This is a genomic window from Brevundimonas sp. UBA5713 (assembly GCF_002419815.1).
Lineage (GTDB): Bacteria > Pseudomonadota > Alphaproteobacteria > Caulobacterales > Caulobacteraceae > Brevundimonas.
In genome coordinates, this window is sequence record NZ_DIGV01000019.1 from 35,802 (window position 1) to 57,069 (window position 21,268).

At 62.4% G+C, this 21,268-nt stretch carries 18 protein-coding genes and 1 pseudogene; 14 read left to right on the forward strand and 5 right to left on the reverse strand.

Annotation, left to right across the window (positions count from 1 at the left end):
- Positions 1-2: 2 nt before the first annotated feature.
- Entirely contained in the window at positions 3-2,303 is a 2,301-nt protein-coding gene (locus B3B04_RS05130; RefSeq protein ID WP_292040550.1) for an ATP-binding protein, read from the reverse strand.
- A 168-nt stretch (positions 2,304-2,471) separates the two neighbouring features.
- On the opposite strand from B3B04_RS05130, the gene B3B04_RS05135 reads away from it, so the two are divergent.
- The 6 genes from B3B04_RS05135 to phoB all read left to right on the forward strand — a co-directional run bounded on the left by B3B04_RS05135 (position 2,472) and on the right by phoB (position 9,160).
- Positions 2,472-3,893, forward strand: a complete 1,422-nt coding sequence (locus B3B04_RS05135) for a sensor histidine kinase (protein ID WP_292040553.1) — start codon at positions 2,472-2,474, stop codon at positions 3,891-3,893.
- A gap of 172 nt (positions 3,894-4,065) precedes the next feature.
- A complete protein-coding gene (gene pstC, locus B3B04_RS05140) occupies positions 4,066-5,496 on the forward strand; it encodes a phosphate ABC transporter permease subunit PstC (RefSeq protein WP_292040556.1) in 1,431 nt (476 codons plus the stop codon).
- A complete protein-coding gene (gene pstA, locus B3B04_RS05145; RefSeq protein WP_292040559.1) occupies positions 5,489-6,781 on the forward strand; it encodes a phosphate ABC transporter permease PstA in 1,293 nt (430 codons plus the stop codon). The genes pstC and pstA overlap by 8 nt, the downstream gene beginning before the upstream one ends.
- Before the next feature lie 5 nt (positions 6,782-6,786).
- Entirely contained in the window at positions 6,787-7,674 is an 888-nt protein-coding gene (pstB, locus tag B3B04_RS05150; RefSeq protein WP_409514416.1) for a phosphate ABC transporter ATP-binding protein PstB, read from the forward strand.
- Positions 7,675-7,681: 7 nt separating this feature from the next.
- A complete protein-coding gene (gene phoU, locus B3B04_RS05155) occupies positions 7,682-8,422 on the forward strand; it encodes a phosphate signaling complex protein PhoU (RefSeq protein WP_292040561.1) in 741 nt (246 codons plus the stop codon).
- A 48-nt stretch (positions 8,423-8,470) separates the two neighbouring features.
- The gene (phoB, locus tag B3B04_RS05160) at positions 8,471-9,160 is read left to right on the forward strand and encodes a phosphate regulon transcriptional regulator PhoB (protein ID WP_292040564.1); all 690 of its coding nucleotides are present in this window, start codon (positions 8,471-8,473) and stop codon (positions 9,158-9,160) included.
- Between the two features lie 67 nt (positions 9,161-9,227).
- Here the strand turns inward: phoB and B3B04_RS05165 are convergent, their stop codons facing one another.
- On the reverse strand, positions 9,228-10,166 hold the full coding sequence (locus B3B04_RS05165) for an Hsp33 family molecular chaperone (protein ID WP_292040567.1): 939 nt from the start codon (positions 10,164-10,166) through the stop codon (positions 9,228-9,230).
- Positions 10,167-10,437: 271 nt separating this feature from the next.
- On the opposite strand from B3B04_RS05165, the gene B3B04_RS05170 reads away from it, so the two are divergent.
- From B3B04_RS05170 to B3B04_RS05190, 6 genes and pseudogenes are all read left to right on the forward strand, one after another.
- A complete protein-coding gene (locus B3B04_RS05170; RefSeq protein WP_292040570.1) occupies positions 10,438-11,064 on the forward strand; it encodes a hypothetical protein in 627 nt (208 codons plus the stop codon).
- Between the two features lie 88 nt (positions 11,065-11,152).
- Positions 11,153-11,692: pseudogene (locus B3B04_RS14590) on the forward strand (HAD family hydrolase); the annotation flags it as partial.
- Between the two features lie 108 nt (positions 11,693-11,800).
- A complete protein-coding gene (gene serA / locus B3B04_RS05175; protein WP_349679362.1) occupies positions 11,801-13,057 on the forward strand; it encodes a phosphoglycerate dehydrogenase in 1,257 nt (418 codons plus the stop codon).
- Positions 13,058-13,185: 128 nt separating this feature from the next.
- Positions 13,186-14,982: an autotransporter domain-containing protein gene (locus tag B3B04_RS05180; RefSeq protein ID WP_292040576.1), complete on the forward strand. Its 1,797-nt coding sequence runs from the start codon at positions 13,186-13,188 to the stop codon at positions 14,980-14,982.
- Positions 14,983-15,121: 139 nt separating this feature from the next.
- On the forward strand, positions 15,122-16,081 hold the full coding sequence (locus tag B3B04_RS05185; protein ID WP_292040579.1) for an ABC transporter ATP-binding protein: 960 nt from the start codon (positions 15,122-15,124) through the stop codon (positions 16,079-16,081).
- On the forward strand, positions 16,078-17,520 hold the full coding sequence (locus B3B04_RS05190) for an ABC transporter permease (protein ID WP_292040582.1): 1,443 nt from the start codon (positions 16,078-16,080) through the stop codon (positions 17,518-17,520). The genes B3B04_RS05185 and B3B04_RS05190 overlap by 4 nt, the downstream gene beginning before the upstream one ends.
- Before the next feature lie 151 nt (positions 17,521-17,671).
- On the opposite strand, the gene rpsU is transcribed toward B3B04_RS05190, so the two are convergent.
- The gene (gene rpsU, locus B3B04_RS05195; RefSeq protein ID WP_292040692.1) at positions 17,672-17,902 is read right to left on the reverse strand and encodes a 30S ribosomal protein S21; all 231 of its coding nucleotides are present in this window, start codon (positions 17,900-17,902) and stop codon (positions 17,672-17,674) included.
- 192 nt (positions 17,903-18,094) lie between these two features.
- Between rpsU and B3B04_RS05200 the strand changes: the two genes are divergently transcribed.
- Positions 18,095-18,796 (forward strand): COQ9 family protein, encoded by a 702-nt coding sequence (locus B3B04_RS05200; protein WP_292040585.1) that lies wholly within the window; start codon positions 18,095-18,097, stop codon positions 18,794-18,796.
- Between the two features lie 35 nt (positions 18,797-18,831).
- Here B3B04_RS05200 and B3B04_RS05205 read toward each other — a convergent pair whose 3' ends face one another.
- Positions 18,832-19,908 carry a 5-(carboxyamino)imidazole ribonucleotide synthase gene (locus B3B04_RS05205; protein WP_292040588.1) on the reverse strand — a complete coding sequence of 359 codons (1,077 nt, stop codon included), beginning with the start codon at positions 19,906-19,908 and terminating at the stop codon, positions 18,832-18,834.
- Positions 19,909-19,910: 2 nt separating this feature from the next.
- On the reverse strand, positions 19,911-20,402 hold the full coding sequence (gene purE, locus B3B04_RS05210) for a 5-(carboxyamino)imidazole ribonucleotide mutase (RefSeq protein WP_292040591.1): 492 nt from the start codon (positions 20,400-20,402) through the stop codon (positions 19,911-19,913).
- A gap of 129 nt (positions 20,403-20,531) precedes the next feature.
- Between purE and B3B04_RS05215 the strand changes: the two genes are divergently transcribed.
- Complete coding sequence (locus B3B04_RS05215) at positions 20,532-21,116, forward strand: GGDEF domain-containing protein (RefSeq protein ID WP_292040593.1); 585 nt, start codon at positions 20,532-20,534, stop codon at positions 21,114-21,116.
- Positions 21,117-21,268 lie beyond the last annotated feature (152 nt).

Consider the following 21,268-nt stretch of genomic DNA (forward strand, 5'->3'; position numbering starts at 1 on the left):
CCTCAGGCGGGCTGTTGGTTTCTGGCGGTCAGATTATAGGTCAGCTCCAGAAATTGGCTGACATTGAACGGTTTGGACAGATGGGCGTCAGCCCCCGCGTCCAGAGACGATTGCACATGTTCAGGCATGGCGTTGGCCGTCAGAATTATGATGGGGGTAGGAAGGGTGCCCCTTTGTGATTCCAGCGCTCGGATGGCGCGCGTGGCCGCCAGGCCGTCCATCACCGGCATCTGCATATCCATGAGCACCAGATCAAAATCCTGTGCGGTGAAGATATCCAGCGCCTGCTGACCGTCGGCGGCTTCGGACACCTGGATATTTTGGGCGTCGAGGATCAGTTGCACGACTCTGCGGTTGGTGGGGTTGTCATCGGCCAGAAGAATACGGGTGGCCTGACTGGAACTAGCTTGCGTCAGGCTTTGGGCGGCGCGGCCCAAATCGTCTGCCAGTCCGGTCTCGGCCGCCTTTGTCTGGACAGGCGTGACTTCGGGCAAGGGCAGGGTGACGGTAAAGATGGAGCCGGTCTCGGGCACGCTGGTGCCATCGATACTGCCGTTCATCATCTCGACGAGTTGGGCAACGATGGAGAGGCCCAAGCCCGAGCCGCCAAAGCGGCGGGTGATGTTGTTGTCGATCTGCTCAAATCGTTTGAACAGGCGGTCGCGGCTTTCAGGATCGAAACCGATGCCCGTATCGGCCACTGTGAAGCGAATCTGGCCATCGATGCGGTCGACATTCAGCGTCACGCTGCCCTCGTCCGTAAACTTCACAGCGTTGGATACAAGGTTGCCGATAACCTGTTTGGTGCGCACCGGATCGGCCTTGACCCATATGCGCGCGTCCGGCGCGATGTGGACATTGAAGGCCAGTCCCTTTTCGCGCGCCGAGTTGGCATAGAGCTGGGTGCTCTCATGCACCAGACAGGCCAGTTCGATAGGCTCTGGAGCCAATGTCGTCTGGCCGGATTCGACGCGCGCCAGATCCAGAATGTCGGACAGCAGGGTTTTGAGCGTCCGGCTGGAGGCGCAGATCAGGTCGACCATCTCGGCCTGTTTGGGCTGTAGCGGTGTGCGGTGCAGGGCGTCGGCTACGGCCATGATGCCGTTTAGAGGCGTACGGATTTCGTGGCTCATATTGGCCAAAAACTGGCTTTTTGCCACGCTAGCGCTCTGGGCGGCCGACAGAGCGCTGGCAAGTTCCTGTTCGTGGCGTTTTTGCTCGGTGAAATCATTGGTAATGGTGATCAAGCCGCCATTACCTGTGCGCCGGGTTTGAATGTGCACCCATTCATCGCTGTGACAGAAGGACAGCAGCCAGTCGCCCTCACAGTGATTGCGGCTGCGTTCTTCAATCCATTCCCGATCCGTCATGTCCGACGGGACCAGCTTGCTCTTCAAGCCCAGGGTCAGCACCTGATGATAGGTCATGCCTTTTTTAAGCGGCATGATCATTTCGGGATTTAACTGCGCATACTTCTGGTTCCAGATGAGCAGCCGGTCGTCCTGGTCATAGATCGACAGACCCACCGGCATGACCTCGATCGCGTCCTGCACACTTTGCATCAGGTCGAAATTCGAGCGCCATAATCCCCCCGCGACGAATGTCAGCGTGAGGATGAGACAGGTGATGAATCCGGTCACGACCTTGTTGACGATAAAAGCGGAAAGGCCGTGGTCCGAGAGTGAAGCCGAAGGGACCACCACAGACAGGCCGGTACTAACGAAATGGAGCCAGCAAATCGCCAGAGTGGCCAGAAATGTATAAAAAAGAATGCGCCATAAGGGCTTGGCCGGCCAGTAATAGCCACCCACCAATCCGGCCAGCAGGGGTACCGATACGGCCACTGAAACGGATAGTGCAGACCATTGCAGCTCCTGGGCCGGTAGCCGCAGACTCTTTAAAATGGCGTAGTGCATCACGACTACGCTGGCGATGGCCAGCATCGACCCTGCCATGCGGTGCGGTCGGCTGTACCGGTCGTGCGGCACGGCGATGACAAGGCCATAGGCCAGTATGAAGCCTGTGAAAACCACCGCGATAGACAGGCTGATCAGCGCAAGATCATAGGTCGAGCCTTCACCGACCAAACCACCCTGAATCGCGGAAAAGCACAGGCTCCATACGCCTAGGGCGCACAGAGCGGGTATCAGGATTGTTGGGAATATGCGTCGGCCGCGCCCGAAATAGTGGGTCGCTTCCATAAGGCTGAAGACAATAGCAAACCCGGCCAAACTCACCGAGAAAGTCGTCAGCCCTTCCAGCACGGATTGATGCCCCAATGCTGCCAAACCCAGACGATTCATAATCACACCCTCCGTGACAAAAGATATCACGGTTATGCTGCGGGACGAGATTTAAACGCGCATCAGGACGATCTTTGCACGGATGTCACAGGGCAAGGGCAGACAGGGATGAAGCGGAGCGGCATGATAGCCGCAAAGCACGGCCTCAGCCGTCGGATCAGGAAGTCCATGTCTTACGAACCTCAGCCGTCTCCGGTGGCACCCAAGCTGAACTCCCGTCTTTGGACGGCGGGTGCCAGTGGCGGCCTGTCCATCCTGATCATGCTGGTGCTGGCGGTAATGAAGCCCGAACTGGCGGGGTGGCTGGTCATGGGGGCCATGGCCGTGGGGCTGGCTACGTGGCTGGTCAACCGAGAGCCCCATATGTCAGAACCTGTCCCTGCGGCCGCAAAGGATACCAGTGTCGACCGACCCGACGAGGCAGCCCTGCTGGCGGATGTGTTCGAGACGGTGACCGATCCGATCATGATCGTGGCGGGAGGTGAAGCGGACGATATTGCGGGACGACGCATCATGCTGGCCAATGGTGCGGCGCGCGACATGTTCCGCATCGCAGGCCACTCCAGCACCCTGCTGGTCTCTGTTATTCGCGAACCGAGCGTGCTGGAAGCCGTCGACGAGGCCCTGTTTGCCGACATTTCGGCGCGCGTGGATTTCCTCTCCGGTGGTGCCAGCGAGCGGAACTGGCGGGCGTTTGTGACGCCGCTGCCCAAACGGGCAGGGCAGAACGAGGCCTTGGCGCTCTTGGCACTTCGCGACGAAACGGACCTGCGCCGGATCGAGCGGATGCGCGTGGATTTTCTGGCGAATGCCAGCCACGAATTGCGCACGCCGCTGGCCTCATTGTCGGGTTTCATCGAAACCTTGAAGGGGCACGCCAAGGATGATCCCAAGGCGCGCGACCGCTTCCTCGACATCATGGCCACTCAAGCCGACCGGATGAGCCGTCTGGTGGCGGACCTGCTGTCCTTGTCGCGAATCGAACTGAACGAACATATTGCCCCCTCGGGACGCGTGGACCTTTCGCGCGCGACGTCCGATGTGGTGGACGCTGTCAGTGTGCTGTCCCAAGAAAGGCAAGTGTCGATCCGCGCCGAACTGGGGCTAGGCGGAGCCGATGTGACGGGGGACCGCGACGAGATCGTTCAGGTCGTGCAAAATCTCGTCGACAACGCCCTGAAATACTCCAGCGCCGGTGGCCAGATCGAAATCACCATCGAACGCGACCGCACTCTGGATGAAAGCTTCCGCTCGCGTATGGAGGACAGCACCCGCCTGTCTCTGGTAACACCTGACCGTGAACAGTCGGCCCGATATGTGGTCGTGACCGTGCGCGATCACGGGCCGGGCATGGCGCGCGAGCACCTGCCACGTCTGACGGAACGATTCTATCGCGTCGAAGGCCAAAAGAGCGGCGAGCGACAGGGTACAGGGCTCGGATTGGCCATTGTGCGTCACATTGTCATCCGCCATCGCGGCGCACTTTCTGTGGAAAGTGCGCTGGGTTCGGGGGCTCTGTTTGCTGCTGCTTTTCCTCTGGCCCCGGATCGAATTCGGGCCGATGACAGCTTACCAGCGGAAATCTTTTAGGATTTCACAGGCGCGCCAGGGTCAAAAATTTCAAATATCGCTGCGCTGTGGCTCGGTTGCTACGTAACAGAACTGTCATGCATCCGTCTTATTGCGCTCGCCATTCATGGGCATTTTCCGCCCAAAGATAAATCCTGCCTCCGGGCGGGCTGTGTAAACGTCACGGATACGGATGACCTGGATTTTTCTGTTACTGATGGCTGCCTTTGCCGTTCTGTCCTTCTGGGGCGGGCGTCGGTTGGCCATCCGCCGCAGCCAAGGCACGCGGGCCCATTCGCGTCCGGGCCAACACGGCATGTACGCCCTGATCGGTGTGCTGGCCCCGTTTATGGCTGTCATGGCGCTGGCCAGCGTCTTCTCCGGCCCGATCGAGCATTCTTTGGTTGCCGCCGGAACGCCGGAAGTGGTCGAGCAACTCGAGCCGTTCCGTCGCGAGGCCTTCTTCAATGACGCCCGTCGCGTGGGTGCCGGTCAGCCGGCGCTGCAAATCTGGCCCGCCCCGTACGCCGAAGAGCTGGCCGCCGAAGGTCGCCGTGCCCACAGCATTCGCACCGCCTTGCAATGGGGTGGCCTGACGGCTGCTGTTCTCGCCGCAATCCTAGGCGCACTTTACGTGACCTTGCGCATTCGACCGTCCTTGCGCGCGCGCAACACGGTTGAAGGCTGGGCGGTCGGCATACTGTTCGGCTGCGCCACCGTGGCCGTGCTGACGACCGCAGGCATCATCTTCTCGCTGGTCTACGACTCCTTGCGCTTCTTCAGCATGGTGTCGGTGTTCGAGTTCCTGTTCGGCACCCAGTGGAGCCCGCAGATCGCTATCCGCGCCGATCAGGTCGGCTCGTCGGGTGCCTTCGGCGCGGTGCCGCTGTTTGCCGGTACCTTCCTGATCATGCTGATCGCCATGGCTGTGGCTGCGCCTGTCGGCCTGTTCTCGGCGATCTATCTGTCGGAGTACGCCTCCAAGACGACCCGCGCCGTGGTCAAGCCGCTGCTGGAAGTGCTGGCAGGCGTGCCGACCGTGGTCTACGGCTTCTTTGCCGCCCTGACCGTTGGTCCGGCGCTGCGCGTCTTCTTCAACACCATCGGCGAGTGGATGGTTGGCGGTCCGCTGAACGGTCTGGGCCAGTATCTGATGCTGGTGCAAAACCAGATGGCTCTGGTGGCCGGCTGCGTGATGGGCATCATGCTGATCCCGTTCGTGTCGTCTCTGTCGGACGACATCATGAACGCTGTGCCCCAGTCTCTGCGTGATGGCTCCTACGCCATGGGGGCGACCAAGTCGGAAACGGTCAAAAAGGTTCTGCTTCCTGCGGCTCTGCCGGGCATTGCGGGCGCTCTGCTGCTGGCCGTGTCGCGCGCTATCGGCGAGACCATGATCGTGACCATGGCGGCCGGCCTGGCGGCCAAGCTGACGCTGAACCCTCTGGAAACGGTTACCACAGTGACCGTGCAGATCGTGACCCTGCTGACCGGCGACCAAGAGTTCAACAGCCCGAAAACGCTGGCTGCGTTTGGTCTGGGGCTGACGCTATTTGTCGTCACCCTGATCCTGAACGTGATCGCCATGCGCATCGTGCAAGCCTATCGTGAACAGTATGACTGACGCCGTCTCTAAATCCGGTGCGGTCAGCACCCGAGCCCAAAAGCTGCAAGCGCGCCTGAAGAGCCGCTATGCCCGCGAGAACCGTTTCAAATGGTACGGGCGCGGTGCTATCGGCGTGGCTCTGGTGTTCCTGGCCATCTTGCTGTCCAGCATTGTGATGCAGGGCTATACGGCCTTCTACGGCCACAGCCTGACCATGCCGCTGTATATGGATCCGGCACGCATCGAGCGCGCCTATCCGCAGGGTACCAATTTCGAACAACTGGCCGCCGAACAGCAGATCGCCCGTCTGGGCATTACCGATGAGACCGGCACCCAGACCGCAGCCATGCGCGCCCTGATCTCGTCGGAGCTGAAGTATGTGGCGGCGGAGATGATCCGCAACCAGCCCGCCCTGATCGGTCAGACCGTTCCGGTGTCGGCCCCTCTGTCCGACGATGCGGAAATGTATCTGAAGGGCAAGATCACCCAGAATACGCCAGAGGAGCAGCGCCGCATCAGCGACCAGCAGATGCAGTGGCTGGACCAGATGAAGGAACGCGGCGTGACCCGTGCCCACTTCAACTCGGCCCTGTTCACCAAGGGCGACTCGACCCAGCCGGAACTGGCAGGTCTGCTCGGTGCTGTGGTCGGCTCGGCGCTGATGCTGACGGTGACGGCTCTGATCGCTATTCCGGTAGGTGTGTTCGCAGCCGTGTGGCTGGAAGAATATGCCCCGCGTAACCGCCTGACGGCGATCATCGAGGTAAACATCAACAACCTCGCGGCTGTGCCTTCGATTGTGTACGGCCTGCTGGGTCTGGCCCTGTTTATCAATTTCTTGCACCTGCCACGCGCAAGTCCGCTGGTCGGGGGTCTGGTGCTGGCGCTGATGGCGCTGCCGACCATCATCATCGCCACCCGTTCGGCGCTGAAGGCTGTGCCGCCGTCGATCCGTGACGCCGCTCTGGCCATGGGTGCCAGCCGCACCCAGACCGTGTTCCAGCACGTGCTGCCGCTGGCCATGCCGGGCGTGATGACCGGCTCGATCATCGCCATGGCCCACGCCCTGGGCGAGACGGCCCCGCTGCTGCTGATCGGTATGATCAGCTTTGTGCCGGGCATTACGGCAGCCATTGACGCCCCCGCTGGCGCTTTGCCGTCGCTTATCTATATCTGGGAGAATGCCTCGGAGCGCGCGTTCCACGAACGGACCGCTGCCGCCATCCTTGTGCTTCTCGCCTTCATGATCGTCATGAACGCCGCCGCAATCCTGTTGCGTCGTCGTTTCGAACGCCGGTGGTAATACGAATGAGCTCCAAGATTATCCGCGCCTCTATCCAACGCGCCCCCGAAGGTCTGTCGCAAGGGCAGGGTGCGTCGGCAGGTGCCTCTCTGTCGTCCGTACCCACCGTTGGAGCCTCGGCCCGCGCTGATCTGGGCGCAATCAAGATTGCCGCCAAGGACGTCAAGGTCTTCTACGGCGAGAAGCAGGCCCTGCACGGCGTCAGCCTCGATATTCCGGACAAGGCGGTCACCGCCCTGATCGGCCCGTCGGGCTGTGGCAAGTCCACCTTCCTGCGCACCCTGAACCGCATGAACGACACCGTCCCCGGCGCGCGCGTCGAGGGCCGTATCGAGATGGACGGTCAGGACATCAACGACAAGAAGATCGATCCGGTGCTGCTTCGCGCACAGGTCGGCATGGTGTTCCAAAAGCCGAACCCATTCCCGAAGTCGATCTTCGAGAACGTGGCCTACGGTCCGAAAATCCACGGCCTCGCCTCGTCGAAGTCGGAACTGGAAGACATCGTCCAGTCGGCCCTGAAGCGCGCCGGTCTGTGGGATGAGGTCGCTGACCGTCTGCACGCGCCGGGCACCGGCCTTTCGGGTGGCCAGCAGCAGCGTCTGGTTATCGCCCGCGCCATTGCCGTCGAGCCGGAAGTCATCCTGATGGACGAGCCTTGCTCGGCACTGGACCCGATTGCCACCGCCAAGATCGAAGAGCTGATCGACGAACTGCGCGAGCGTTATTGCATCGTGATCGTGACCCACTCCATGGCGCAGGCCGCCCGCGTGTCGCAGCGCACGGCCTTCTTCCACATGGGTAACATCGTCGAGACCGGCGACACCGAAGACATCTTCACCAACCCCCGCGAGCGTCGCACGCTCGATTACATCACCGGCCGCTTCGGCTGAGGACGCTATGAACCAGCACACCGTCAAAGCGTATGGCGACGAACTGAACCAGTTGACGGCCGAGGTCGTCCGCATGGGTGGTTTGGCTGAGGCCCAGGTGGCCGACGCCATCGAGTCTGTGGCCCGCCGCGACGTGGCGCTGGCCCGCGCCGTCATTGAGCGCGACGTCAAGCTGGACACGCTGCATTACGACATCGAGAAGAAGGCGATCCGTCTGATCGCCCTTCGTCAGCCTGTGGCCAGTGACCTGCGCCGCACGCTGGGGGCCATCAAGCTGGCCTCGGACCTCGAGCGCACGGGTGATCTGGCCAAGAATATCGCCAAACGCGCCCTGATCCTCGCCGAGGGCGAGCCGATGCAGGTCTTGACCCGCTCGATCGAACGCATGGGCCGTCTGGTGTCGAACCGCCTGCGTGATGTGCTGGACGCCTACACCGCCTCGGAAGTCGAACGCGCCATGAGCGTGTGGCAGACCGACGACGAGGTGGACGAGCACTACAACGCCCTGTTCCGCGAACTGCTCACCTATATGATGGGCGACCCGCGCACCATCACGGCCTGCACCCATCTGCTGTTCATGGCCAAAAACCTTGAGCGCATCGGTGACCACGCGACCAATATCGCCGAGGCCGTCTATTACGAGATCACCGGCGAAGACATGCAGGGCGAACGCCCGCGTGCGGTACCGGCCCCTGGTGAGGACAACTCGCCGACACCGACCCTGACGGACACTCCGTCGGCTGACTGACCCTAAAATCTTGCCCTGACGTCCCCCGCAGATCGGAGACAACCAGACATGCAACCCTACATACTGGTTATGGAAGATGAGGACGCGCTGTCGACGCTCCTCCAGTACAATCTTGAAAAAGAAGGCTACGAGGTCGCGGTCGCCCAGGACGGCGAAGAGGGCTGGCTGATGATCGAAGAACGCCAGCCCGATCTGGTGTTGCTGGACTGGATGCTGCCCAAACTGTCGGGCATCGAGGTGTGCCGCCGTATCCGCTCCAAGTCGGAAACGCGTAACCTGCCGATCATCATGCTGACGGCGCGTGGCGAGGAAGCCGACCGCGTACGGGGTCTGGATACCGGTGCCGACGACTATATGACCAAGCCCTTCTCCATGACGGAGCTGACGGCCCGTATGCGCGCTGTACTGCGCCGCCTGCGTCCCGGCCTGGCCGATGACCGCGTCAACCACGCCGATATCGTTATGGACCGTGTGGCCCACCGCGTGTCGCGCGCGGGCAAGGAAATCCACCTTGGCCCGACGGAATTCCGCCTGCTGGATCATTTCCTGAAACATCCTGGCCGTGTGTTCAGCCGCGAACAGCTGCTGGATGCCGTCTGGGGTTCTGACGTCTATGTCGAGGCGCGCACTGTGGACGTCCACGTCGGCCGCCTGCGCAAGGCGCTGAATGTGGACGGCACGGTCAACCCCATCCGCACCGTGCGCTCGGCGGGCTATTCGCTGGACCTGAACAACTAGGGCGCTTAGACGAACGCCGGACAGAAAAAAAAGGGCGCTGTGGCCGATGCCGCAGCGCCCTTTCGACTTAGTGGCGGGCTTCCGGAGCCGGAGGCGTAACCTCTGCCGGATCGACCAGATAATCGGTCGAGCAATATTCGCAGTTCGCGTGGATCTTGCCGTCTTCCTCGATCATCTCGTCGCGCTCGTCCTCGGGGAAAGACTGGAGCACGGTAACGATGCGGTCCCGCGAGCAGCGGCACTGGGCCTTGATCGGGGTCGCGCCTTCCAGACGCACGCCGTCCTCGTGGAACAGGCGGAACAGCAGGGTTTCCGGCGTAATGGTCGGGTCCACCAGTTCATCGTCGGTCAGGGTGGCGAACAAGGCGCGCGTGCGCTCCCACACATCTTCGGTCGAGCCGCGGGCGTCGTCGGCGGCGATGACCTGAATGAGGGCACCGCCCGCACGATACTGGGTGCCGGTGTCGGTGGTGATCTCGCCCAGAGCCAGATTGACCTTGGTCGGAATCTGTTCGGACTGGACGAAATAATGCTCGGCGCACGACGCCAGACTGTCACCCTCGATCGGGGTCAGGCCCTGGGTGCGTTCAAAGTCCGGACCACGGTCCAGCGTCATGATGAACACGCCCTTGCCCAACAGGTCTTCGGCACCGGGGTTGGACTTGTTTTCGCAGGCCGCGGCCAGTTCGCCCTCGTCATAGCGGCAGAAGCCTCGCAGCGAGCCATCGGTGCCATAGTCGGCCAAGACATAGCGAACGGGACCGTCGCCCTGTGCCTGCACCAGCAGACGGCCCTCGAACTTCAGCGAAGACCCCACCAGAGCCGCCAAGGCGCAGGCCTCGCCCAGGAGGCGGGCGACCGGCAGCGGATATTTGTGCGACGACAGCACAGTGTTGATGGCATCGCCCATACGCACCAGACGACCGCGTACAGGCCAGCCGTCAATCTGGAAGGCGGCGGCCAGATCGTCATGGATTGCGGGGGCGGTGGCGGTGTGATCGGTCACAGGGGGTCCTGAAATGCGCGTGGTTCTAGAAGGCGCGGAACATAGGGATGGTGAGGGCGAAATGTAAGGGCAGGGAGCGCGCCTCGATCGTGGCGGCAATTCAAACCCGGCCTAACCGATGTTGGATGCACACTGTGACTGTGCATACATCGGGACAAGCCGGGCCTTTTGGAACCCATCGGCCCAGTATCCGCTCATCTAGCCGGATATCATTGCGCATTAGGACGAAAGGTCGGGCATGGCACACGATTTCGATTTCACAGACTGCAGCTTGGCCGAAGAAGCCCGCAAGCACCCGGGCATTGTCGCAGGGACCATCGCCATTCTGGCGGGTGTGGGCTTTGCGACCCTATTCCTGCGCCAACGCACGGGTCCGCGTCGTATCGAGGTGATCCGCGAGCGTCTGGATCCGCGGGGGTGGGTGGATACCCGTGGCCTGCGCGCGCGCTTTGGCCAGTTCGACGAAAACGACTTTGAAGACGAATTCGACCACAGGGCCGAAAAGTACCGCCGCCGCGCCGCGCGGGCCCAAGCCATGGGTAGCGCCGCTGTCGGTCGGGCTGCTGATCTGGGCCACGACGTCAAGGATCGCGCTGTCGATCTGGGGTTTGAGGTCAAGGACCGCGCCCAGGATGTGCAGGACCGCGCTCTGGATCTTGCCGATAGCGTGCGTCAGCGTTTCGAGGACTGGCGCGGCAGCAGCCGTCATGGCCGCAAAGGCCGCCGCTATGCCAAGAAGGCCCGCCGTGCTGCCGAGGACGCGCGCGACTATGCAACCGACTTTGCCAAGGACCATGCCCGTGAAGGTGCGGCCCTGTTTGCGGTTGCATTGATCGCGGCGGCTATCGGTGCGGTGGCGCTGGAACACAAGCGCGTTTCCGGACAAGAGGGCGAGTAAGTCGCTTCTTGGAAAAATCGTGCAGAAAGGGGGGGCTCTGGTCCCCCTTTTTATTGCTGCAAGTGCGAAGGTGGGCTAATCGGCGGGCATGACCTCGCCGATCAATGCTTCGCCCGTTTTCGTGTTCGATTTCGACTCGACCCTGGTACGGATCGAGACATTGGAGGCGCTTGCAGAGCTGTCACTGGCTGCCGCGCCCGACGCCGAGGAGCGCAAGGCCAGGATTGCCGATCTGACCGATCAGGCGATGAACGGCCAGCTGGGTTTCGGAGAGGCGCTGCACCAGCGACTGTCCTTGCTGGGCCTTCGCCGCGAGCACGTCGAGGCTCTGGCTGACCGTATTCTGGACGAGGCGACCATTTCGGTACGCCGCAACGTCGACTTCTTCGAGCGTAACGCCGAACGTATCTACATCCTGTCGGGTGGCTTTACCGAGGTCATCTATCCGCTGGCCGACCGTCTGGGCATTTCGCGCGATCACGTGCTGGCCAATGAGCTGGTCTATGATGACGAAGGCCGCGTGACGGGCGTGAACGAAGCCAATCCGCTGGCCCGTGAAAACGGCAAGCCGACGGTCATCAACAGCCTGAACCTCGAGCGCCCGATCGTGATGATCGGTGACGGCTGGAACGATGCCGAGGTCAAGCTGTCGGGTGCGGCAGACCGCTTCTATGCCTTCACCGAAATCGTGGCCCGTCCCAAGGTGGTCGAGGTGGCCGATGCCGTGGCCTCTTCGATGGATGAACTGCTCCACGCCGAGGGCGTGCCGGGGCGTTGGTCCTATCCGCGCAACCGCATCAAGATGCTGCTGCTGGAAAACGTCCACCCTGCCGCCGTCGAGCGTCTGGAAGAGGCGGGCTATAGCGTCACCACCATGAAGGGCGCGCTGGACGAAGACGACCTGATCGAAGCGATCAAGGGCGTGCACGTTCTGGGCATCCGTTCGAAAACGACCGTCACCAAGCGCGTGCTGGAACACGCCGACCGTCTGATGGCCGTGGCGGCCTTCTGCATCGGCACCAACCAGATCGATCTGGACGCCTGCGCCGACAAGGGCGTGGCCGTGTTCAACGCGCCTTACTCCAACACCCGTTCGGTGGTGGAACTGGCGCTGGGCATGATGATCGTCATGATGCGTGATGTGACCGACAAGTCGCGTCAGATGCATCAGGGCATCTGGAACAAGTCGGCGACCGGCTCGCGCGAAGTGCGCGGCAAGACGCTGGGTATTGTCGGCTATGGCGCGATCGGCAGCCAGCTTTCGGTGCTGGCCGAAAACCTTGGCATGCGCGTGCTGTTCTATGATCTGAACGAGCGTCTGGCGCTGGGCAATGCCCGTCGCGTGCGCAAGCTGGACGATCTGCTGGCAGAGGCCGATGTCGTCACGCTGCACGTCGATGGCCGCAAGGACAACGCCAACATCTTTGGCCGCGAACAGTTCGCCAAGATGAAGGACGGGGCTCTGTTCCTGAACCTCGCCCGTGGTCACATCGTTGATGTCGATGCGCTGGCCGAGGCTGTGAAGTCGGGCAAGCTGGGCGGTGCCTCGGTTGACGTCTTCCCTGAAGAGCCGCGCACCAACTCCGACCCGTTCGACAGCCCGTTGATCGGCCTCGACAAGGTGATCCTGACCCCGCACGTCGGCGGTTCGACCGAAGAAGCGCAGGAAGCCATCGCCGAGTTCGCCGCCGAGCGCCTGCTCAACTATCTGAACCGTGGTGACACGACTTTCTGTGTGAACCTGCCGAACGTGCAGCTGTCGGAAGTCAGCCGCGCCCACCGTCTGCTGCACATCCACAAGAACCAGCCGGGCGTTCTGGCCGAACTGAACAAGGGCCTGTCAGAGGCGGGCCTGAACATTCTCGGCCAGCACCTCAAGACCGACGAGCGGACCGGTTACGTCATCATCGACGTGGACCGCCACTACGATCTGGAGGCGGTGAAGAAGCTGCGCCACATTCCCGGAACGGTTAAGTTCCGTATGCTGCATTAAAATCACGCCAACCCGCTTTCTCGCCAAAGGCGAAAGCCTTTCGCCAAACGCTGTATTGTAAAAGCGCGAAAGCGGCGCATCCTTCGCCTCAACAGTCCCGTCAGTGAGGACTGATCGGAGGATTCAGGATGAAGGCGTTGATGTGCGGGGCCGCCGTGGCGGTTCTGGCCGTGGGGGTGTGGACCTCTCGGGGCGAAGCCCAGACCTATGACCGTCTGGTCGTGTTCGGCGACAGCCTGTCGGACAATGGCAATCTCTATATGGCGACGCAGGGCACGACGCCCGCTTCGCCGCCCTTCTGGCAAGGCCGTTTCTCGAACGGCAAGGTGTTCACCGAACAGCTGGGCTTTGATGCCGCCAACTTCATGGGGCCGGTCAGCGGCAGCATCAACATGGCCTTTGGCGGTGCTCGGACCGACAGTCAGGCGGCACCACTGGGTATGCAGCTTCAACTGGCCACCTATCGTCAGCGCGGCGGCACCTTCGGCCCCAATGATCTGGTCAGCGTGCTGGGCGGGGCCAACAACCTGTTTCAAGGTATTGCCGCAGCCGGTGCCTCGCCCAATCCGACCGGAACATTCGGCGTGACCGCCCGCAGCGCGGCGAACGACGTAAACGGGCTGGTCGGCCAGATCGCCACCATGGGCGCGGGCACGGTGCTGGTCACCAACCTGCCGAAACTGTCCCTGACGCCCCAGTTCCGCAATACGGCAGGGGCACCGCTGGCCGACTATGGGGCCAGTACCTTCAACTCGACCCTGTCAGGCCTGCTGACGGCCACGGCGGCGGCCAACCCCAACACCAACATCATTCAGGTCGACCTGTTCGCCATCGGCGATGTGGTGGCGGCCAACCCGCAGGCGTTCGGCGTGTCCAACATCACCGAGCCGTGCTTCAACGGCACGACCGTCTGCTCCAATCCGGATAGCTATTTCTATTTCGACGGCGTTCACCCCACGGCACAAGGCCATAGGGTGCTGGCCAATCTGGCGACCGACTATCTGTACTATGGGGTCTCGGGTTCGCGGATGGCGGTGTTGGGGGAAACCTCATGGCGCCACCGCGAAGATGATCTGGACGAGGCCACGCGCGTTCTGTCCAGCCGCGGCGGTTGGGGCGAAGGTACGCGCATGACCCTGTCGGGCATTGCCGCCACCGCCAAGGTGGATGCGCGCGGTGCTATCGAAGAGGCCCGCACCGACAGCTATGGCCTGCGTCTGGCACTGGAATCGGGCAGCGAAACGATGCGTTTCGGTCTTGCAGGCGGTATCCGTCAGTCGGAACTGCATGCAGGCATAGTGAAAGCCGATGTCGATAATTTCAGCATCGACGTCTATGGCGGCTGGCGCTCGGACACGGCCTTTTTCAATCTGGCCGCTGGGGCGGCTTCGGACGACTATAACGACATCCGCCGTCTGACGGTTCTGGCACCCGTGGTCCATGCCTCCAGCACGCGTGGTAAGTCGTATGGCGCGCGCGCACAGGGCGGCATGTGGTTCCAGTCCGGCAATCTGGCCATCTCGCCGCGCGTGGCCGTGGCGTGGGTGAACACCTCGGTCGATGACTTTCTCGAGAACGGCCCCGCAGCCAAATACGACTATCAGACCCGCAAGCTGGACGCGGTGACGGGCGAGGTGGCGCTTCGCCTTGAACACGGCACCGAACGCTTCCAGCTGTTCGCAGAAGGCGGCTGGCGCGACATCATCAGCGACAACGGCGATGCCATGCGCACCGGTCTGGTCGGCAATACGGCTCGTGTCCTGTCGGAAACGGTGGATGTGCCCTATGGCTCGCAAGGGCTCGCCACGGTCGGCCTGCAAGGCCGGATCGGTGAAAAGCTGAACGTCGAGGTGGCCTATCGCGGCCGTTTCGGCAGCGATTTCAACAGCCATCTGGGCGGCGTGCGTCTCAGCTACGCCTTCTGATCTTCGCGAAGTGTGGGGGAGGGCCTGCGACAAAACGCGGGCCCTTTTCCTGTTGGCCTTCAGGGAAAAGCCTTGCGAGGCGAGCCCGATTGTCTGACTTCTAACCCAAGGTAGCCATGATGGCACAATGGGAGGTGGCATGGCGACAGTTCTGAAACTGGCCAACGTCAGCAAGAGCTACGGCAGCTTTGAAGCCGTGAAAAACCTCAGCTTCGAAGTCGAGCGCGGCGCGATCTGCGGCTTTCTGGGGCCGAATGGCGCGGGCAAGACCTCGACCATCCGCATGATACTGGGGCTGCAAGCGGCCACGTCCGGCTCTATCGAAATTCTGGGTGCGAACGACGGGCGCAAGGTGCGCGACCAGATCGGCTTTCTGCCCGAAGAACGCGGCCTGTACAAAAAGATGACGCCTGTCGAGGCCATCACCTATCTGGGTACGCTGAAGGGCCTGCCCGCCAGCGAGGGCCGAAAGCGCGCCCGCGACATGCTGGAGCGGATGGGGCTGGGCCACGCGGCCAAGAAGAAAATGAAGGATCTGTCCAAGGGCATGGCCCAGAAGGTCCAGCTGATCGCCTCTGTGGTGCATCAGCCCGAGTTCGTGATTCTGGACGAACCGTTTTCGGGTCTGGACCCGATGAACCAGCAGGGCCTGGAGGCGATGATCCGCGCTCTGGCCGACAATGGCACCACGGTCTTGTTTTCGACACACGTGATGCAGCATGCCGAGCGCCTGTGCGACAAGGTGGTGCTGTTGGCGCGCGGTCAAAAGGCGTTCGAGGGCACGGTGGATCAAGCCCGCCAGACGTCGCCGCGCTATCTGGAGATCGAGGGCGCGCTGGATGTGGGGCAGGTGAGGGCGCTGCCCGGCGTGGCCGACGTCAGCGAACTGTCCCGTCAGGATGATGCCGTGGCGCTGCGTGTGGCCTTGGCCCCACGCGTACAGGCGCAGGAGACGCTGCGGGCGGCCTTTGTGGGGGGGCTGGATGTGCGCCGCTTCGAACTGCACGAGCCGACCCTGCATGACACCTTTATTGCCCTGACCGGCACTAATCCTGAAGACGACCAACGACACAAGATCGAAGGGGAGGCGGGGGCATGAACCGGACCCTGTTGATCGCCCAGCGCGAGGTGATGGCCTATGTCAAAACCTGGGGCTTCTGGCTGTCTTTGCTCAGCCTGCCGTTCTTTGCGGCCTTGGGCGGCTTTGCGCCGATATTGATGCAGCGGGCCGAGCCTGTGCATGCCTATGTGGTGGTGGACGAGACCGAGGGCGGCACCTTGGCCGCCGATGTGCGCAAGGCGCTGACCTCGGACTATGACCGCTCCGTCCTTTCCTCCATGGCCATGGCCGCTGTGCCAGAGGCAGGGATGACCGGACGCGATGCCGTGCGCGCTGCGACTGCGACCGGTGGCTATGACGGGGGGCTTGCGGCCCTGAAACAGGTGGCTCCCCGCGCGGCGGCCTCCTTCAAGGCACCGCGTCGCGGCACTGAAGAACTGCCCGCGCCGGCCGATCTGGTGGCTGCCCCTGCGGGCGAGGCCAAGGATGCTCTGGCCCGCGAATGGGTCGAGAGGGACGGGGCTATCGATGGCCGTGATCTGTCGGCTGTGGTGATCCTGACGCAAAAGGATGACCAACCTGCCGCCCGTATCTGGACGCGCCGCGCTTCGGGTAATGATCTGGAAGACAATATCCGAGACGCCCTGTCCGAAGCCCATCGCCATTCGGTATTTGCCGCCAATGGCATCGATCCGCAGCTGGTGGAGACAACCGAGCAGTTCCGTCCCGACGTGACCCTGCTGTCGCCGCGCGCGGCCTCGGGCGGCGAGGTGGGCCTGCGTGACCGTCTGCCCGGCCTGATCGGCATGGTCGGTGGCCTATTGATGTGGTCGCTGATCCTGACCGGGGCCAGCATGCTGATGAACGGGGTGATGGAAGAGAAGTCCAACAAGATTCTCGAGGTGCTGCTGTCATCGGTGACGGCGACCGAGCTGCTGACCGGCAAGGTGCTGGGCGTCGCCATCCTGACCCTGACGGTCATGGCGGGGTGGGGCCTCATCAGTGCCGTCAGCCTCAGCATGGCCTTCCCCGAGGTGGCGCGCGATATCGGCGCGGTGCTGCTGACCAACGGCCTGTGGCTCTATCTGCTGATCTTCCTGATCGGCGGCTATCTGATGTACGCGGTGCTGTTCGCTGCCATCGGGGCCTTCTGCGAGACCCCGCGTGAGGCACAGGTGCTGATGGGGCCGGTGATGATCGCCATGATCGTGCCGCTGCTGTTCATGCAGATGGCGCTGCGATCGCCCGATGCGATGATCCTGAAGGTGCTTAGCCTGATCCCGCCGTTCACGCCGTTCCTGATGCCCGCACGCGCGCCCAGCGAGCCGCCGATGATCGAGATCATCGCGAGCATTGTGGTGATGTTCGCCTTCGCAGCGCTGATGGTGTGGCTGTCGGGGCGGGCCTTCCGCGCCGGGGCCATGTCGGATGCCAAGCTGTCGTGGAAGTCGTTCATGAACGCCATGCGCAGCCGCTAACAGCTGCGTGCCTCAAACAACGAAAGGGCGGGCCGTTTCTGGTCCGCCCTTTTTTCGTGCCCGCTGTGCGGGGCAGGGGCACAGACAAAAGAAAACCCGCCCTGCGCAATCGCGGGGCGGGTTTTCAGGAAGCCTTTTGAAGGCGTCGGTCTTAGCGACGACCCTTCGGTGCCGGCAGCAGGCCTTCGCGCTGAGCGCGCTTGCGAGCCAGCTTGCGAGCGCGACGGACAGCTTCGGCCTTTTGACGGGCGCGCTTTTCCGACGGCTTTTCAAAGTGCACGTGACGCTTCATTTCGCGGAAGCTGCCTTCACGTTGCATTTTCTTTTTCAGAGCCTTCAGGGCCTGATCGACATTGTTGTCGCGAACGAAAATCTGAACCAGGGTTCTCTCTCCTTTGGCCGCCCGCCGCGTCCTTTTGAAGGGAAGACGGGCAGACAAAACAAAATTCTGGTCCAAAGAGACGGGCCCCTTTGGATGAAGGCGGCGGAATACATGATGTTTCGGCGTCTGTCCAGCGGACGAAGGTAATCGTGATGGCTCGAAACCCAATCATTATGCGGGTATTGTATGGATATGACCGAGACTCCGCACCCGACCGAGCACACCGCCTCTACCAAAGGCGGAGATCAGCCGTCTTCTGATTGGGCGCAGCGCACGGAACAGGCTGTTCTGGACGCCGCCATTGCCCGTGCGGGGCGTCTGGGCTGGAACAGCCAGCTGGTGCGGGCCGCTTGCGAAGCCAAGGGACTTTCCCTTGGAGATCAAGAGCTTTTGCTTCCTCACGGTCCCCGCGATTTGGCGGCCTTGCTGTCGCGTCGCCACGATGCCGAGGCGTTGAAGGCGCTCGAGGCGACGCCCGCCCACACGCTGAAGATTCGCGAGCGAATCTCGGCAGGGGTCACCGCCCGTCTGGAGGCCGCGGCCAAGGATGCCGAGGCATCGAAAAAGTGCGCGGGCTTCCTCGCGCTTCCATTTAACGCTGATCTCGGAATCAGTCTCACGTGGGACACCGCCGACAAGATCTGGCGTTGGGCCGGTGATACGGCGACCGACCAGAACCACTATTCCAAGCGGACCATCCTCAGCGGCATTCTGGCTCCGGCCCTGACCATCCGCCTTTTCCAAGGCAAGGAGGCCGCCGACGCCTTCGTCGCCCGTCGCATCGAGAATGTGATGGCGTTCGAGAAGTGGAAGGCAGGCAAGGATTTCGACGCACCGGTGCGCAAGATCACCGACTTCCTCGGGCGTCTGCGTTACGGCGCGAAGGTGGAATAGAAAAAGGGCCGCTGGATCAGCGGCCCTTTTGATTATCAGAGGCGCTGGAGCACCTTGTTAATGTGGGCCATCTTGCGGCCCGCGCGGGCTTCGCGCTTGCCATAGAAATGCAGGTGGGTGTCGGCATCGGATGCCATAGCGTGCCAGCCGTCCACTTCATCGCCCAACAGATTGATCATTTCGATTTTGGCATGGGCGCGGGTCGAGCCCAGCGGCCAGCCCGCGACGGCGCGAATCTGTTGTTCGAACTGGTCACAGCTACAGCCGTCCTGCGTCCAGTGGCCGGTATTGTGAACGCGCGGCGCGATCTCGTTGACCAGCAGGGTACCGCCAAGGTCGAACAGTTCGACCCCGATCACACCCACATAATCCAGACCCTTCAGAATGGCGGTAGCGATCTCGACGGCGCGGGCTTGGGTGGCGTCATCGACCTCCACCGGCGCGACCGTGGTGCGCAGGATACCGTTCTCATGGGTATTCTGGCCCAGCGGATAGACGGCGACATCGCCATCCACACCGCGTGCCGCAATCACCGACAGTTCGCGCGTAAAGGCGGCGCGTGCCTCCAGAATTGACGGCTTGTTGCCCACGGCGGCCAGCGCGGCTTCGGCGTCGGCTGCGTTCTTGATCCAGACCTGACCTTTGCCGTCATAGCCTTCGCGACGGGTTTTCAGCAGGGCGGGCAGGCCCAGCTTTTCGATGGCGGCGGTCAGATCGTTCAGATCATCGACCTTGGCGAAATCGACCGTGGTAGCCCCGACGCTGTTCAGGAAGGTCTTCTCAGTGACGCGATCCTGGGCGGTAGCCAGTGCGCGACCATTGGGGGCCACACGCACGCCCTCGGCCTCCAGCACGGCCACGACCGAAGCGGGCACGTTTTCAAACTCGGTGGTCACGACGTCGCTAAGTGCCGCCAGTTTTCTCAGGCCCTCGACGTCATCATAGGCGGTCTGGATGTGGTGAGCGGCCACGCGCGAGGCGGGGCAGTCAGCCTGAGGTTCCAGAAGCGCCACGTCAAAGCCCAGGGTAGAGGCCGCCTCGGCCAGCATGCGCCCCAACTGGCCGCCGCCGAGGATGCCAATGGTGGAACCGGGGGGCAGGGCTGCCGTCATATTTAATCCTCGACGGTTTCGAGTACGGATTCGGTCTGGGCAGCGCGGAAGGCGCTGAGGCGCTCGGCGATGCTGTCGTCCGACAGGGCCAGAATCTGCGCGGCCAGAATACCGGCATTGGTGGCACCGGCTTCACCGATGGCCAGAGTGGCCACAGGCACACCGCCCGGCATCTGGACGATGGAGAGCAGGCTATCCATGCCCTTCAGGGCCTTGGACTGCACCGGCACACCTAGCACCGGCAGATCGGTCATGGAGGCGGCCATGCCCGGCAGGTGGGCGGCACCGCCCGCACCGGCGATGATCACCTTATAGCCCGCGGCCTTGGCGCCGGTGGCAAAGTCATAGAGGCGTTGCGGGGTGCGGTGGGCACTGACAACCTTGGCCTCCCAAGCGACGCCCAGCTGATCCAGCTTGTCGGCGGCCAGTTTCATCGTCGGCCAGTCCGAGCGGCTGCCCATGATGATGGCGACGGGTGGAGTGGAGGCGGTCATGCGCAAAGGCTCCCCATTCAGAAAGTGGCCGCTTATAGCAGGTGCGTTGCGTCCGCAACCGACAGCGTTAGACTTAAAATGCCTGTCGGGGGAGCGAGTCGCGCCCTTTGTCATGCCGGAGCCGTGACCTTGAGCCAGACTGACAGCCCTTCGATCGAGGCATTGCTGGCCGAAATCGAGCGTTTACGCACCGAGGTCGAGGCGCTGACTGTTCGTGCGGAACGGGCTGAACGACTGGCCGACCATGATGTTCTGACCCCCACGCTGAACCGGCGCGGCTTTTTTCAGACCCTGTCGCGCTCCATGTCCTATTGCCGTCGCCACGGGGTCGAGGCCGCACTGCTCTATCTGGATCTGGATGGATTTAAACGGATCAATGACGAACTGGGTCATCCGGCAGGGGATGCGGCCCTGATCTGTGTTGCGGAATATTTGATCAGTCAGGTGCGCGAGTCGGATGCGGTGGGGCGTCTGGGCGGGGACGAGTTTTCGGTCCTGCTGATGAATGCCGACGCCCAATCGGCCCGCGTAAAGGCCGAGCGTCTGACCGAGGGCCTGTCCCGGATCGCCTTTAGCTGGCAAGGGCAGCCGCGCACGCTGGGCGGCTCCATCGGTGTGCGGGCCTTGGGGCAGCAGGCCGATGCCGAAACCTGGCTGGCCGAGGCGGACGCGGCCATGTGGCTACGCAAGGCGGACCGCAAAGCCTCACGCTAGGCGCGTCACCTTAACGGCGGTTATGTTTCCTCGAACGATATTCGGGTGTCGTAGGTAAATGAAAGGACGCTGTGGGATGGCGTCTGACCCGCTAGGCGGGCAATCTGTTGCATGTTTCCTACGTAAAACTGCGCAAGCTTGGCTATTCGGCT